Annotated in this window: 12 protein-coding genes and 1 tRNA gene; 7 read left to right on the top strand and 6 right to left on the bottom strand. The window is 70.6% G+C overall.

Going from position 1 to position 14,659, the window contains the following annotated elements; all coding sequences use genetic code 11:
• Nucleotides 1–25: 25 nt before the first annotated feature.
• The 3 genes from E0W78_RS08065 to E0W78_RS08055 all read right to left on the bottom strand — a co-directional run bounded on the left by E0W78_RS08065 (nt 26) and on the right by E0W78_RS08055 (nt 2,027).
• Nucleotides 26–229, bottom strand: coding sequence for a cold-shock protein (locus E0W78_RS08065; protein WP_019144588.1), 204 nt, complete (start codon nt 227–229; stop codon nt 26–28).
• A 220-nt stretch (nt 230–449) separates the two neighbouring features.
• Nucleotides 450–1,163, bottom strand: coding sequence for a hypothetical protein (locus E0W78_RS08060; protein ID WP_131403348.1), 714 nt, complete (start codon nt 1,161–1,163; stop codon nt 450–452).
• Between the two features lie 150 nt (nt 1,164–1,313).
• Nucleotides 1,314–2,027, bottom strand: a complete 714-nt coding sequence (locus E0W78_RS08055; RefSeq protein WP_131403347.1) for a hypothetical protein — start codon at nt 2,025–2,027, stop codon at nt 1,314–1,316.
• 221 nt (nt 2,028–2,248) lie between these two features.
• On the opposite strand from E0W78_RS08055, the gene E0W78_RS08050 reads away from it, so the two are divergent.
• A complete protein-coding gene (locus tag E0W78_RS08050; RefSeq protein WP_131403346.1) occupies nt 2,249–3,874 on the top strand; it encodes a methyl-accepting chemotaxis protein in 1,626 nt (541 codons plus the stop codon).
• Nucleotides 3,875–4,092: 218 nt separating this feature from the next.
• Nucleotides 4,093–8,658 carry a family 78 glycoside hydrolase catalytic domain gene (locus E0W78_RS08045; RefSeq protein ID WP_131403345.1) on the top strand — a complete coding sequence of 1,522 codons (4,566 nt, stop codon included), beginning with the start codon at nt 4,093–4,095 and terminating at the stop codon, nt 8,656–8,658.
• A 75-nt stretch (nt 8,659–8,733) separates the two neighbouring features.
• On the opposite strand, the gene E0W78_RS08040 is transcribed toward E0W78_RS08045, so the two are convergent.
• Nucleotides 8,734–8,806: transfer RNA gene (locus tag E0W78_RS08040), tRNA-Lys, on the bottom strand.
• A 68-nt stretch (nt 8,807–8,874) separates the two neighbouring features.
• A complete protein-coding gene (locus E0W78_RS16540; protein ID WP_165570438.1) occupies nt 8,875–9,108 on the bottom strand; it encodes a hypothetical protein in 234 nt (77 codons plus the stop codon).
• A gap of 34 nt (nt 9,109–9,142) precedes the next feature.
• Here E0W78_RS16540 and E0W78_RS08035 point away from each other — a divergent pair, with 34 nt between their 5' ends.
• On the top strand, nt 9,143–10,351 hold the full coding sequence (locus E0W78_RS08035) for a GAF domain-containing sensor histidine kinase (protein WP_165570444.1): 1,209 nt from the start codon (nt 9,143–9,145) through the stop codon (nt 10,349–10,351).
• Here the strand turns inward: E0W78_RS08035 and E0W78_RS08030 are convergent.
• Nucleotides 10,348–11,073, bottom strand: coding sequence for an MOSC domain-containing protein (locus E0W78_RS08030; RefSeq protein ID WP_131403343.1), 726 nt, complete (start codon nt 11,071–11,073; stop codon nt 10,348–10,350). The genes E0W78_RS08035 and E0W78_RS08030 overlap by 4 nt on opposite strands.
• Nucleotides 11,074–11,221: 148 nt before the next feature.
• Between E0W78_RS08030 and E0W78_RS08025 the strand changes: the two genes are divergently transcribed.
• From E0W78_RS08025 to E0W78_RS08010, 4 genes are all read left to right on the top strand, one after another.
• The gene (locus E0W78_RS08025; RefSeq protein ID WP_131403342.1) at nt 11,222–11,752 is read left to right on the top strand and encodes a TasA family protein; all 531 of its coding nucleotides are present in this window, start codon (nt 11,222–11,224) and stop codon (nt 11,750–11,752) included.
• Between the two features lie 41 nt (nt 11,753–11,793).
• A complete protein-coding gene (locus tag E0W78_RS08020; protein ID WP_131403341.1) occupies nt 11,794–12,384 on the top strand; it encodes a signal peptidase I in 591 nt (196 codons plus the stop codon).
• A gap of 114 nt (nt 12,385–12,498) precedes the next feature.
• Entirely contained in the window at nt 12,499–14,262 is a 1,764-nt protein-coding gene (locus E0W78_RS08015) for an Ig-like domain-containing protein (protein ID WP_131403340.1), read from the top strand.
• Complete coding sequence (locus tag E0W78_RS08010) at nt 14,262–14,651, top strand: hypothetical protein (RefSeq protein ID WP_131403339.1); 390 nt, start codon at nt 14,262–14,264, stop codon at nt 14,649–14,651. The genes E0W78_RS08015 and E0W78_RS08010 overlap by 1 nt, the downstream gene beginning before the upstream one ends.
• Nucleotides 14,652–14,659 lie beyond the last annotated feature (8 nt).

Raw genomic sequence — 14,659 nt, 5'->3', positions numbered from 1 at the left:
CAAGCAGCGAGCTGCTCGAGATGAATCAGATGGGGCGGATGTTCGCCGCCTGCAGGCCCTTCTGGCCCTGCTCGACGTCGAACTCGACCTTCTGGTTCTCGTCGAGCGAGCGGTAGCCGCTGGACTGGATCGAGGAGAAGTGAGCGAAGACATCCTCGCCGCCGTCGTCGGGCGCGATGAAGCCGAAGCCCTTCTCAGCGTTGAACCACTTCACAGTTCCGGTAGCCATGTTGTTCTCCTTCGGGTAAATCGGGCCACGCGCTGTATTGCGTGCAGCCGGTCGCGCAAACATCAACCTGGAGAAGAACTGCTGGTGCCTCCGAGGAGGCGCATTCGAAACCGGGGTACAACGTCGTGCAACTGCCTCAACCGTACAGGACGGCCGGGTGCCCGCGCACCCTCCGTGTCCGACCTCTCGATGACGAGTCGGTGAACGCGGTCGTCGTGGCTCAGTAGAGCCAGCGCGTGCTGCCGGCCGCCGGACCGATCTCGATGCCGAGGTCGACGCGCTTGCCCGAGGTGCGCAGCGTGTAGCTGCGACCGTTGCGGGTGCGCTTGTAGGAGTCGATCTTCTGGCCGAACTTCTTCGACGACCGGACGCCCAGGCGCTTGGCCTCGCGGGCCAGCTTCGTCTTGCTGCTCGGGTACTTGCCGGTGCGGGCGCGGTACTGCTCGGCGGCCCCGCGCACGCTGTCGGTGTACAAGAACAGCTCCGAGACCGCGTAGGCGTCACCGGAGCTCTTCCAGCTGCTGGAGTCGCCCAGGATCATCGGGCGGGTGTTCGAGCACTCGGGCTTGCCCTTCACCTTCACCGTCGCGTGACCCACGATGAGTCGCTTCTCGACCGCGCGCAGCGTGATCTTGACGCTGCCGCGGCTGGTCTTCTTGCTGAAGGTCGTCTTGGAGCGCTGGAACCGCTTGGCCGACCGCCCCTGGAACTCGTCACCGCACTCGGACCCGACCCACCAGCCGTGGATCCGACCCTTGTTCCCCATCTTCAGAGCCAGGCCGTTCTCCTCCGTGGCGTCCCAGAAGACGTGGGCGACGGGGGTGACGGACTCGGCGGCGGACGACGGCGCGGCGGTGCCGACGACCGCCAGGGTGCTGGCGACCAGGGCGGTCGCCGCGAGGCGGGCCGTCCGGCCGAGGGAGAGCAGACGCATGGACGTTCCTTGGGACGTGGGTGGGTGACGTGCGCGGTCACGCTAACCCGGAGGCGCCCGCTCGTGGGCCGGTTCGGCCGAACTCGGGACGGACGCACCACGGGCCCGCACCGAGGAGGTGCGGGCCCGTGGTCAGGGACGTTCGACGGGTCAGAGCACCCAGTCGAAGCGGTACGACGAGCTGAACTCGACGCGCACGTCGGTGCCGCGCTTGGCGCCGAGGGTGACGACGAAGCCCTTGCCCTTGCGCTTGGACTCGTAGGCGGTCACGCGCTCGCCGACCTGCTTGCTGGACGTGATGCCGAGGCGCTTGGCGTGGCGGACGAGCTTCGCCTTCGAGCTCGGGAAGCGGCCGGTCTTCGACTTGTAGTCGCGCGCGGCCCAGTCGATGACGCCGGAGTAGGCGAGGACGGTGTTGACGGCGATCGCCTCGCCGTCGCCCTTCCAGGCGCCCTTGGTGCCGGCGACGACGGTGTAGGTGGCCGAGCAGTCGCGGTCCTTGGCCTTGATCTTCACCTCGCCGACGACGACCTTCTTGCTCGCCACGTGCAGGTCGAAGGTGACCTTGCTGCCCTTGACCTTCTTGGTCGCCTTGAGGCGCGAGTTCTTGAACGTCAGCTTGGTGCCGCTGAGCTTGGTGCCGCACACGTCGAACAGGCTCCAGCGCTTGACGGCGCCCTTGCTGCCGACCTTGAAGGTCAGCTCGGAGCCGCTGTTGATCGCGTGGTCGACGAACGTCTTTGCCGACGGCACGGCCGGGCGGTCGTCGGCGGTCGCCGGGCTGGTCGCGCCGCCCACGACGAGGGCGGAGGCGACGGTGGCGACGGCCGCGAGGCGGACGGCGCGGGGGAGCGTGAGACGCATGGGGGTCCTAGCGACGAGGTGATGGAGGTCCTCACGGTAGGGGCGGCGGTCAGCGCCGTCTGCCAAATCGTTCCATCCGGCCCGATCGGGCCACCCAGGCCCGGCCCGTCCGAGCCGAGTCGGCGTTCCGGTGTCCGGAACCGGTCAGATCCGGGGTCACGATGCCGATGGATGTCGATGGTCCGGTGCGGACTGCAACGACGTCGAGGGGTTTACAACCGATGCGCTTGAACCGTGTGCTGCGAGATCGTCCGATCGGCGTCCGCCTGGGGGCGGTCTTCGCGTTGTGCGGCGTCCTGCTGGGTGCCGCGATCGTGGTCGACCTGGTCTCCCAGGAGCGGGCGCAGGACAAGCAGGCCGAGCTGGCCGACGCCTACGAGGCGCGCCGCATCTCCGACGACCTGCTCATCCGGATCAACGACGTGACCGGCTGGCAGGGGCTCTACATCGCCGAGGCCGCGGCCAACGGCGTCCGCAAGGGCCTGGCCGACGACGCCTACAACGTCGCCGGCTTCGCCGACTCACAGGCCGGCATCGAGAAGATGTTCGCCGACATCGACCGCGACGTGCTGGCCCCCGTCGAGCTGAAGGCGGTCGAGAACGCCGAGGCGCAGTTCCAGCAGTTCTTCGTCGAGGACCTCAAGCTGCGCGATCAGCTGCGCAGCGAGGGCCTGGACGCGCTGCCGGCGATCATGGCCAGCATCAACGGTGGTGCGGCCGGTGAGGCGTGGACGGCCGTGTACGGCGAGGCCGACACGCTGAGCACCTCGGTCGCGAAGCGGCTGGAGACCCTGCAGGACGAGCAGGAGTCCACGGTCGCCACAGGCCGCACCCTCTACCTCGGCGTGCTGGCGCTCGCCGCCGCGCTGACCGTCGCCCTGCTCGTCGTGGTGACCCGCTCGGTCACGCGTCCCCTCGGTCGCATGGTCGAGCTGCTCGCGACGGTGGCGACCGGACGCCTGGACGTCCGCGCCGACGCCACGGGCAAGGACGAGGTCGCCCGCATGAGCACGGGCCTCAACGGCGTGCTCGAGACCCTGGGCGCGTCGATGCGGCAGCTCGACGAGCAGGCGACCGCGCTCGCCGCGGCGTCGGAGCGGCTCACCGGTGTCTCGGCGTCCATGTCGGGCTCGGCGGCGGAGTCCGCGACGCAGGCCGGCCTGGTGGCCGACTCGGCCAACCTGGTCTCCACGAACGTCCAGACGGTCGCGGCGGGCACCGAGGAGATGTCGGCCTCGATCCGCGAGATCGCCCACAGCGCCAGCGAGGCGGCGACGATCGCCGCCAGCGCGGTGACCGCGGCCAGCAGCACCAGCGAGACCGTGGCGCGCCTCGGCACCTCGTCGGCCGAGGTCGGCGACGTCGTCAAGGTCATCACCTCGATCGCGGAGCAGACGAACCTGCTGGCGCTGAACGCGACCATCGAGGCGGCGCGTGCGGGCGAGGCGGGCAAGGGCTTCGCCGTCGTCGCCAACGAGGTCAAGGAGCTGGCGCAGGAGACGGCCCGCGCGACCGAGGACATCGCCCGCCGGGTGCAGGCCATCCAGGGCGACACCGAGGAGGCGGTCACCGCGATCGGCCAGATCTCCGAGGTCATCGGCCAGATCAGCGACAGCCAGACGACCATCGCCTCGGCGGTGGAGGAGCAGACCGCGACCACCAACGAGATGAGCCGCAACGTCGCCGAGGCGGCGAACGGCTCGGTGGCGATCGCCGGCACCGTGTCGGGCGTGGCCCGCTCGGCCGCGGAGAGCCGCGAGGCCGCCGACAGCACGCGCGAGGCCGCCGAGGACCTCTCGCACATGGCCGGCGACCTGCGCGAGCTGGTGGGCCGCTTCTCCTACTGACCCACCCCTGGTCCACGACGACCCGTGTCCCGCTCGGGCGGACACGGGTCGTCGTCGTTCGTCGTCGTGCTGGCCACATGCGGTCATTCCGTGGACTTTGTGACGCGCGTCACCTCATGGTTGAACCGTTTCAGTCGGCGTGACCCACGTCTCATCGGGTCCGTCGCATCCATGGCTGGTCGTGTTGGGGGACTCAGCACGAGGCACGAGAGGCGATCATGATCACGAAGAGGACGACGAGGCTGCTGGTGGCCTGGGGCATGGCCCTGCCGCTCGGCGCCGGGGTGCTGGTGGCCCCGACGGCGACGGCGGCGCCCGGCACGGTGGCGGCGGCGAAGGCGCCGGCGGCGAAGGTCACGGTGGACGGGCTGGAGGTCAACCACCTGTTCGCGCCGCTCGGCATCGACGACGCGAACCCGGTCTTCTGCTGGGGCGTGGAGTCGAACGTCATCGGCGCGAAGCAGAAGAGCTACCGCATCGAGGTCGCGCGCGACGCGGGCTTCCGGAACGTCGCGTGGGACAGCGGCACGGTCGCCTCCGACGAGACCACCGACATCACCTACGGCGGCACCGGCAGCTCCGCCCAGAAGCTCCGTCCGGAGACCGACTACTGGTGGCGCGTCACCTCCACCGACCACCGGGGCGTCAAGACGGTCTCGAAGACCTCGACGTTCTCGACCGGGCTCATGAGCGGCAAGATCGGCGCCTGGGACGGCGCGCAGTGGATCGGCAGCACCAAGACCAAGCTGGACGCGCGCACCGCCGCCATCTTCGACATCAACACGACGTTCACGATCAACACCGGCGACAACGTCTCGTTCGTGTTCGGCGCGAACGACGACCGGTTCACCAGCGAGTTCCGCAACGTCTTCGGCGCGCCCGGCGGCGAGAACTTCATCCGCGCCGAGCTCGACCTCTCCGGGGTGACGGCCGACGCCAGCAACACCGGCGGCGTGCTCAACCTGTACCGCAAGGGCTACCACGCCACCGACGACGACAACGGCGACCCGAACGTCCTGCCGTACAAGTCGGTCAAGCTCGCCGACAGCACCGCAGCGGCGGTCAAGACGCTGTTCACGCCGGCCAACAAGAACGCCGAGCACACCCTGCGCATCCAGGGGAACGCCAGCGCGATGACGTTCACGGTCGACGGGGTGCCCCTCACCGGGTTCACCGCCGCCACCATGACGGTGGGCGCGGGACGTCCGGCCGCCAACAACAACCTCAACGTGTCGCCGTACTCGACGATCAACGACGCCGGCGTGCACACGTTTGCGACGGGCAACAACTACAACACGTTCCCGAACCTCAACGAGATCGGCTTCCAGGTCAAGAACGTCGGGGACGACGTCACCGTCAGCGACTACAAGCTCGTGGACGTGGGACAGAGCGCCAAGCGCACGCTGTTCGACGCCAGCACGGGAGCGAGCTACGGCATCTTCAGCTCGCTGCCGAGCTCGGGCATCACCACCAGCGGCGGCACGATCCGCATCAACCCGACCACGGCCGCCCAGCTCGGCCCGAAGTACGCCGACCCGAGCTACGGGGCGCAGACCCACCTGCGCTCGGAGTTCCGGCTGAACCCGGCCAAGGAGATCGCCAAGGCGCGGCTGTACGTCACCGCCCAGGGCGCGTACGAGATGTTCATCAACGGCGACCGGGTCAGCGACGACTACCTCAACCCGGGCATGGCGACCTACGCCAAGACGCTCAACTACAACACCTACGACGTGACGGACATGCTCTCCGGCGGCACCAACGCCGTCGGTGCGCTGCTCGGCCCGGGCTTCTGGACGGGCTACATGACGTTCACGCCGAACAACTACAACATGTTCGGCGACAGCGAGGCGCTGCTGTCGAAGATGGTCGTCACCTACGCCGACGGCAGCACCGAGACGATCGTGACCGACCCGTCGACGTGGAAGGCCTACAACGACGGTCCGAACCGCTACGCCGACAACTTCCAGGGCGTGACGTACGACGCGAGCAAGGAGCCGAACGTCGCGAACTGGACCAAGACGTCCTACAAGGACGCCCTGGTCAGCAAGTGGTCCACCCCCGACGTCGTCGCGCTGAAGAACGAGCTCAAGCCCGAGATCGTCGCCCGCCAGGACAACCCGGTGCACGAGGTCGAGCGCCTGACGGCCAAGCGGGTGCTCGAGACGCACAGCGACGACGACCGCACCTGGACGTACGACATGGGCGTCAACATGGTCGGCGTCCCGAGGATCACCATCCCGAAGGGCACGCTCAAGGCTGGTGACGAGGTGATCTTCCGCTTCGGCGAGACGATCTACCCCGGCAACGACGACTCCCCGAACAAGACGTGGCCCGGCCCGGACCCGCGCGTCTCCCAGCCCAAGCCGTACGCGGACCTCTACGGTCCGAACGGCAGCTACCGGCCGGGCGTCGCGGGACAGATCCTGACCGACACCTACCGGGCCGCCCTGGCTGAGGACGTCTACGAGGCGTCGGCCGCCGACGCCAACCGCGACGTGGTCATCCAGCCGAACTTCACGTTCCGCGGCTACCAGTACATCGAGATCACCGTCCCGGGCCGCGACACGGCCCTGCCGCTGAAGAACGTCGAAGGGGTCGTCCTGTCGTCCATCGACATGCCCGAGGGCACGTACGAGGCGACCACCAGCGACGACAACCACACGGGCAAGCTGGCCACCCAGTTCTTCAAGAACGCCCAGCGCAGCCAGCTCGGCAACTTCTTCTCGCTGCCGACCGACTGCCCGCAGCGCAACGAGCGGATGGGCTGGACCGGAGACCTGCAGGCGTACGCCCGGTCGGCGACGTACAACTCGACCGACACGCAGGCGTTCCTGCGCCAGTGGCTGATCGCGCTGCGGGACGCCCAGGGCGTCAACGGCGGCATCGGCGACACCGTGCCGATCATCAGCCTGTCCGGTGACCGCGGGACGAACTACCCGCAGTCGCCCACCTGGGAGGGTGCGGTCGCCCAGGCGCCGTGGCAGCTGTACACCCAGTACGGCGACACGCAGGTGATCCGCGAGAACTTCTCGACGATCCGGAAGTGGCTCGAGGGCTACCTGGCCGACGGCGGAGCGCTCAGCGCCGACTACCCCGGCCTCACCAGCCGGACGTCGGGCAACGCGGACCACATCAGCATGGACGCCAACACCCAGGCGCACATGGTCGGCCAGGCGATGTACCTGTACTTCGTCGACATCTCCGCGAAGATGGCCGACGTCATCGGCGAGAAGGACTACGCCGAGACCCTGCGCACGCGGTACGAGCAGGGCGTCGACAGCTTCAACCGGCTGTACGTCGACCCGCAGACGGGCTACACGCTCAACGCCACGCCCGGGGCCACCCTGGTCAGCGGGCGGACGCTGCAGGACTCCCAGGCGTCCTACGCCACGCCGCTCGCGCTGAACCTGTTCAGCGACGAGATGACCGTGCAGGCGGGTCCGAACGCCGGGCTCACCTACAAGGAGTTCGCCACCAAGCGGCTCGCGCAGCTGATCGCCGACCCGGCGCAGAGCAACGACGGCAAGGGCCCACTGGCCGGCACCGGCCTGTTCTCCGGCGGGCAGGCGAGCAACAAGCCGTACACCATCACCACCGGGTTCAACGGCACGCCGAACATCCTTCCGGCGCTGACCAAGAACGGTGAGGGCGACACGGCCTACAAGCTGTTCAGCAACGACGAGTTCGCCAGTTGGCTCTACCCGGTCACGCTGGGCGCCACCTCGATGTGGGAGCTGTGGAACTCCTACGAGCGCGGTCTCGCCCAGGGCGGCAACAGCCAGATGAACTCGCAGAACCACTTCGCGCTGGGCGCCTCGCAGGCCTGGATGTACGAGTACCAGCTCGGCATCACGTCCGAGGGGGCTAAGGGCTACAAGGACTTCGTCCTGCAGCCCGTGCCCGGTGGCGACTTCACGTCGCTCAAGGGCAGCTTCACCTCCAGCTACGGCACGATCGAGTCCAGCTGGAAGGCCTCGAAGGGCAAGCTCAGCTCGTACGCGACGACGGTCCCGGCCAACACCACGGCGACGCTGTACCTGCCGGTCTCCGCGGACGTGAAGTCGTTCAAGAACGTCCCCGGCGTCACCTTCACCGCCATGACGAAGCGCAACGGCCTGACCGTCGCCCAGTTCACCCTGGGGGCCGGCAAGTACACGTTCTCCGTCGACGGCGCGACCGTGAAGGCCTCGGTCGACGGCGGGTACGTCAAGGGCGTCCAGACGCCCTCGGTGGTGAAGGGGTCGGCGGCGAGCGGCACCTACGGCAAGGCGATCAAGGTCGCCGCGGTCGTGACCAACGAGGACGGCGTGAGCGGGACCGTGACGCTCAAGAACGGCTCGAGGGCACTGGCCACCGCGCCGGTCGGGGCGAACGGCAAGGTCGCGCTGACCATCCCGGCGAAGGCGCTCAACGCCGGGACCCACCGCCTGACGCTCGCCTACTCGGGCAGCGCGACGGCTGCCCCGGCCACCGGGGCGGTCGTGGTGAAGGTCGCCAAGGCGCGTGCCTCGGTGTCCGTCTCGGTGTCGCCCAAGAAGGTGACCACCACGACGCGGCCGAAGGTGACGGTCCGCGTGTCCGCCGGCGGCGCGGTCGTGTCGGGGCCGGTGCAGGTCGTCCGCGGCGGCAAGGTCGTCGCCCGCGGGACGGTCAGGAACGGCAAGGTCGTGCTCCGGCTGCCTCGCCAGAAGGCCGGCTCGCAGCGGTTCACCGTCACCTACGCGGGCTCGACCAACGTCGCCGGCTCGAGCAAGGCGTTCAGGGTGGTGGTCCGGAAGCGGTAGCCGGCTCGTCGTCCGAGGCCACGGCCCCGGTTCCCACGTCGGGAACCGGGGCCGTGTGCCGTGACCTGCCGTCGGTAGGCCCCGTGGGACTCGAACCCACAACCCGCGGATTAAAAGTCCGCTGCTCTGCCAATTGAGCTAGAGGCCCGGGCGCGGAGCGTGCTCCGCGTCCCCGGCGATTGTCGCAGAGGTGGAGGGGAGTCGAGCGGGTCGGGACTACAGCGCCATGAGCACGAGGACCAGCAGCGCGGTCAGCACGAGCGAGACCAGCACGGAGCCCAGGCAGCCCAGGCGGTTGCTGAAGAACAGGAACACGGTGCCTCCGTCGTCGGGTCGGACGTCCAGCCTCGCGGCGGACGTCCGCGCCCGCACGCCGAACGGCCGCTCGAGCTCAGCACCGATCCCCACCGAGCGGTGCACACCCCTACGATCGGTCTCGAGCGGAGGCATCGGGGCGTCCGCGGCGAACGAGCGAGGGGTGAGCGTGGACGACGTCCGGAGCGCCGCCCAGCGCGTCGACGCCGAGATCGAGCGGTACGACGCGCTCGACGCCGACGCCCCCGGCCTGCAGGCGCTGGTCGACCTCGTCACCCGCGTGTGCGGCGTGCCGTACGCGGCGGTCAACATGCTCACCAGCACCGAGCAGCACCAGGTCGTCACGTCCGGCATGGACGGCGGCGTCTGCCGCCGTGAGGACTCCATGTGCGCGGCCGTGCAGGAGGTCGCCCGGCCCGTGGTGGTCGGCGACGCCAGCCAGGACCCGCGGTTCGCCGACAACCCGTTCGTCGACGGGCGCATCGACACCGTCCGGTTCTACGCCTCGGCGCCGATCACCACGCCCGACGGCGTCACCATCGGACGGATGTGCGTGTTCGACACCGAGCCGCGCGAGCTGGACGAGCAGCAGGTGCGGGCGCTGCGCACCCTGGCCGGGCAGGTCATGGAGATGCTCGAGCTGCGGCTGCGCACCCGCCAGCTGGAGCAGTCGCTGCGCGACCTCACCGCGGTGCGCGACGACCTGCGCCGCTCCAACGAGCACCTCGGGCTCTTCGCGGCCCAGGTCAGCCACGACCTGCGCAACCCGCTCACCGCCATCCAGACCAACGCCGAGCTGCTGGCCACCGAGCCGGCCGTCGTCGACGACCGCGACGCGCGCACCGTCGTCGAGGGCATTCTCGCCGCGGCCACGCGCATGGACCAGATGATCGGAAAGGTGCTCAGCGTCGCCCGCGACGGCGGACGCCTGCGGCTGGCCGAGGCGTCCCTGACGGACGTCTTCGGGTCCGCCCGCACCGACGTCGCGGCGCTGCTGCAGCGCACCGGCGGGACGATCGAGGCCGACGGCCTGCCGACCGTCCGCGGCGACGCGGGCATGCTCTACGTCGTCGCGCTGAACCTGCTGTCGAACGCGCTCAAGTTCGCCCGCCCCGGCGTCCCGCCGCGGGTGCGCGTCACCGCCGAGCGGCGCGACTGCTCCTGGCGCGTCCGGGTCACCGACAACGGCGTGGGCGTGCCGCCCGAGCGGCGCGAGGCCCTGTTCGGCCTCTACGAGCGCGGCACGACCGACGTCGAGGGCCACGGCATCGGGCTCACGACCGCGTTGCGGCTCGTGCAGGCCCACCAGGGGACGATGGGGCTGGAGACGCCCGACGACGGCGTCGGCCTCACCGTCTGGTTCGACCTGCCGGCCTAGCCGAGCACCCGCACCGCGTCGCCGACGGCGACCGCGCCCGGGGTCAGGACCTCGGCCAGCACGCCGACCGTCGTGTCGTGCGCCGACGCGACCGTCTGGAGCACGTCCGGGTCGGCCGCGACCCCGTCCTGCTGGGCCATGTTCACCATCACGCACCGCGGCATCGCCATGAGCACGCGCAGCACCAGCTCCGGCCCGATCGCCACCTCGCGGCCGATCCACGCGTCCTCCACGTAGCCGTCGCCGTCGGTCCCGAGCACGAGGTTGGGCCGGAAGCGCCGCGGGTCGGCCGGACGTCCCAGGGCCGCCTCGACCGCGCGGACGGTGGACGTCGTCACCAGGTGGACCGGTCCGTCGTCGAAGTGCGACACGTCCGCCTCCGGCGCCACCGTGACCGGACGCCCGACGTGCTCCGACACCGCCGCGTGCACCGCCGGGTCGTCGGCGCGCAGGTCCGTGCCGTCGGGCAGGTGCAGCACCGGGACGCCGTCGTCACCCAGCCGCGCGGCGAGGTCGAGCAGCCCGGGCATCCGCCGGAACCGCTTCGTCGACTTGCCGCTGCCGAGCTTGCCGTCGGCGTCGCGCACCGCCCAGGCGCGGTCGCCCACGAGGCCGCGGACGTCCACGTCGACGGAGCCCAGCGCCTCGCCGGACGTCGACTTCACCGGGTAGCGGTGCAGGGACAGGACGTGGGCGTCGGGCGCGGGGCTCGGGACGGTCATGGCGGCACTCTCCCAGACGTCCACGGACGACCGTCGCGGAACCGTGGACCGCATGGGGAGCTCGTGTGGAGGAGGCGTGGATCGCGTCTGCATAGCGTCGGAGACACCAAGCACGACCCACGGAAACCACCACGAAGGACACCCACTCATGGTTCTCAGCGCCAAGCTCCTCGCCCCGCTCGCCACCGTCGCCGTCGCCGGCGCCGTCGCCATCGGCTCGGGCGCCACGTTCACCTCGCAGACGAACAACACGATCAGCGCCGTCACCTCCGGCACGCTGTCGCAGGCCAACACCAAGGCCGACTCGGCGATCTTCAACCTCAACGGCATGAAGCCCGGCGACACGCTCAACGGCGGTCTGACCATCACCAACACGGGCTCGCTGCCGGCCAAGTTCACGCTGGCCGAGACCGCGTCCACCAACGGCTTCACCGGCGCGAACCTGACGCTCACCATCAAGAACGTCACCACCAACCGGGTCGTCTTCGACGGCACCTTCGGCGCCCTGGTCGACAACGAGAAGCAGGACCTCGGCACCGTCGCGGCCGGCGCGGCGAACCAGTACTCGTTCACCGTGAAGCTCGACCAGAACGCCGAAAACACCCAGCAGGGCAAGACGGCCTCGGCTTCCTACCAGTGGGCCTCGACGCAGCTCGACGCGCAGACCACCAACCAGTAGTCCGACACCCCAGACCCCCACCCGTGATCCCAGGAGCAACCATGAGCACCGTCACCCACGACGTCCCCCGCCGTCGCGTCGCCGTCCGTCTCGGACGTGCGCTGGTGGACCTGGTGCTCCTGGTCGTCACCCTGGCCGGCGTCGCCTACGTGGTTCCGTGGGCCCTCGGCTACGACCGGTACGTGATCACGGGTGGGTCCATGTCGGGGACCTTTGAGAAGGGGTCCCTGGTCCTGGAGCAGGAGGTGCCCGTCGACGAGCTCGCGGTCGGCGACGTCATCACCTACCAGCCCCCCGCGGACACGGGCGTGAGCACGCTCGTCACCCACCGCATCTCCTCGGTGACCACGACCGAGGACGGCGTCCGGCAGTTCGTCACCAAGGGTGACGCGAACCCCGACCCCGACCCCTGGAAGTTCAACCTGACCGACTCTACGCAGCCGGTCGTCGAGCACGCCGTCCCGTACGTGGGCTACGCGCTCATCGCCATGGCCGACCGCGAGGTGCGGATGTTCGCCGTCGGCGGCCCCGCGGTCCTCATCGCGCTCGGCGCGATGGTGCAGCTCGTCCGCGGTCTGCGCGAGCCCGGCACGAAGCCGCCGGCCACCGAGGCCGCGCCCGTCCAGGCCTGACGCTCCGCCTCCGCTCCCGACTGTGGAGCGGCCGGGGAGCGCGTGTGGAGAACGCGTGGATCGACGCTCCGTAGCGTGGACGACGTCCCCAGCAGAACCCCGAAGGAGCCCCCGATGAGCCGCCGAGTCCTGGTCGCCCTCGCCGCCCTGAGCGGCGTGCTCGCCCTCGGCACGGCCCAGTTCTCCTCGGCCACCTACACCTCGCAGAGCGGCAGCACCGCCACGGTCGCCGCCTCCTCGGACTGGACCCGCCCCACCGTCACGCTGAGCGCCCCGGCCACCGCCTCCGGCACCGCGTCGGTCACCGCCACCGCGACGGACGCCGAGTCCGGCGTCGCGTCGGTGCAGGTGCAGGTGCGTCCTGCCGGCGGCGACTGGACGACCGTGTGCACGCAGGCCGGCAGCCGCGCGACCTGCTCCTACGACACCACCGCGGGCGCCGACGGCACCTACGAGGTGCGGGCCCTGGCCACCGACGCGGCCGGCAACACCGGCACGTCGGACGTCGCCCGGGTCACCGTGGTCAACCGCGCCACCGTCACCCTCGCCCGTCCCGCGTCCGTCGTGCGCGGTGACGTCACCCTCGCCGCGACGGCCTCGACCTCCACGGCGACTGACGCCGCGGTGCGCATCGAGCGCTCGCCGGCCGGCGCGGGCACCTGGACGACGGTCTGCGGCCCGCTCGCCTCCCCGTACTCGTGCAGCTGGGCCACGACCGGCGTCGCGAACGGCTCCTACGACCTGCGCGCCGTCCTGGTCAGCGGCACCACCGTGCTGGCCACGTCCGGCACCGAGCGCGTGCTGGTCGACAACGCCGCCCCGGCGGTGACGCTGACGAACCCGGGCACGCCGCTGTCCGGCACCCGCACGTTCGCCGCGACGGCCACGGACGCCCACTCCGGCGTCGCCGAGGTCGCCGTGCAGTACTCCAGCGGCTCGACCTGGACGACGCTGTGCACCGCGACCGCCGCGCCCTGGAGCTGCAGCGCCGACACCCGCACCGTGCCCAACGGCACGTACTCCTTCCGTGCCGTGGCCACCGACGTCGCCAGCAACTCCACGACGTCCGCCGCGGTCACCGGCCGCGTCGTCAGCAACGTCGTCTCCACCGTCACGCTGGCCGACCCCGGCGCGTACCTGCGCGGCACGGTGACGCTCACCGCGAGCGCCACCACGACCGGGACGATCGCCAAGGTCGTCGTCCAGCGCTCGCCGGCCGGCGCCGGCACCTGGACCGACGTGTGCACCGACACGACCGCCCCCTACTCCTGCGCGCTCGACACCCGCACGCTGGCCGAGGGCGCCTACGACCTGCGCGCGGTGCTCACCGACACCCAGGGCGCCTCGGTCACCTCCGCCGTCGTGACCGACCGCACCGTCGACAACGTCGCGCCCCGCGGCTACGACGTGCAGACCACGAACGGCGGCGCGCCCGGCCGCATCGACGCCGGCGACACCATGTCCTTCACGTTCAGCGAGCGGATCGACCTGGGCAGCGTCCTGGCCGGCTGGGACGGATCGCCGGTCTCGGTGCAGGGCCGGGTCACCGACGACTGGGGCTTCCGCAACAACACGTTCCAGGTCGTCGGCCGCTCCGCGACGGTCCGGCTGGGCTCGGTCCAGCTGAACGAGGACTTCACGATCCTGTTCGGCAACACGGTCAACGGGACGCTGTCCGCCGAGACGGTCACCGTCGACGGCGTGGCCCGCACGGTCGTCACCATCCGCATCGAGAGCTCCGGCGGGTTCGGCATGACGACGGTGGACAGCGCGGCGGCGATGGAGTGGACGCCCGCGTCCGGCGTCACCGACCTGGCCGGCAACCCGCTCGACACCGCCGTGGTCACCGAGCGCGGCCCGCTCGACCGGGACTTCTGATGCGCGTCCCGCACACCGCGCTCAGCCGCGTGGCCGTCGTCGCGCTGTGCCTGGTCGCCGGTGCGCTCGCCGAGCTCGGGGCCACCAGCGTCGCGCTGCCCTACCTCGTGCTGCCGATCACCGCCGCCGCCGTCGTCACCGTCGGGGCGGCCTACAAGATGGCGCGCGACAACTGCTTCGAGTCGCGGCTCGTCTCCTGGCTCACGACGCTCGCGGCACTGGGCGGCGCGGTCGCGGCGGCGACGGTCGGGCTGCCCGGCCGGAGCCCCTCGACCAGCCCGGCCGGCGTCGTGCTCGGCGTGGCCGCCGTCGTCTTCCTGGTGACGGTCGCGGCCGAGGTGCCGCGGCGTCACCGCTCCCGGCCGGCGGTGTCGCCGTATGCTCCCTGACGTGAGTG

This window comes from Aeromicrobium sp. IC_218 (assembly GCF_004336805.1).
Taxonomy (GTDB): Bacteria; Actinomycetota; Actinomycetes; order Propionibacteriales; family Nocardioidaceae; genus Aeromicrobium.
The sequence above is the reverse complement of the archived record's forward strand: the minus strand, read 5'-3'. Positions and strand labels throughout refer to the sequence as shown.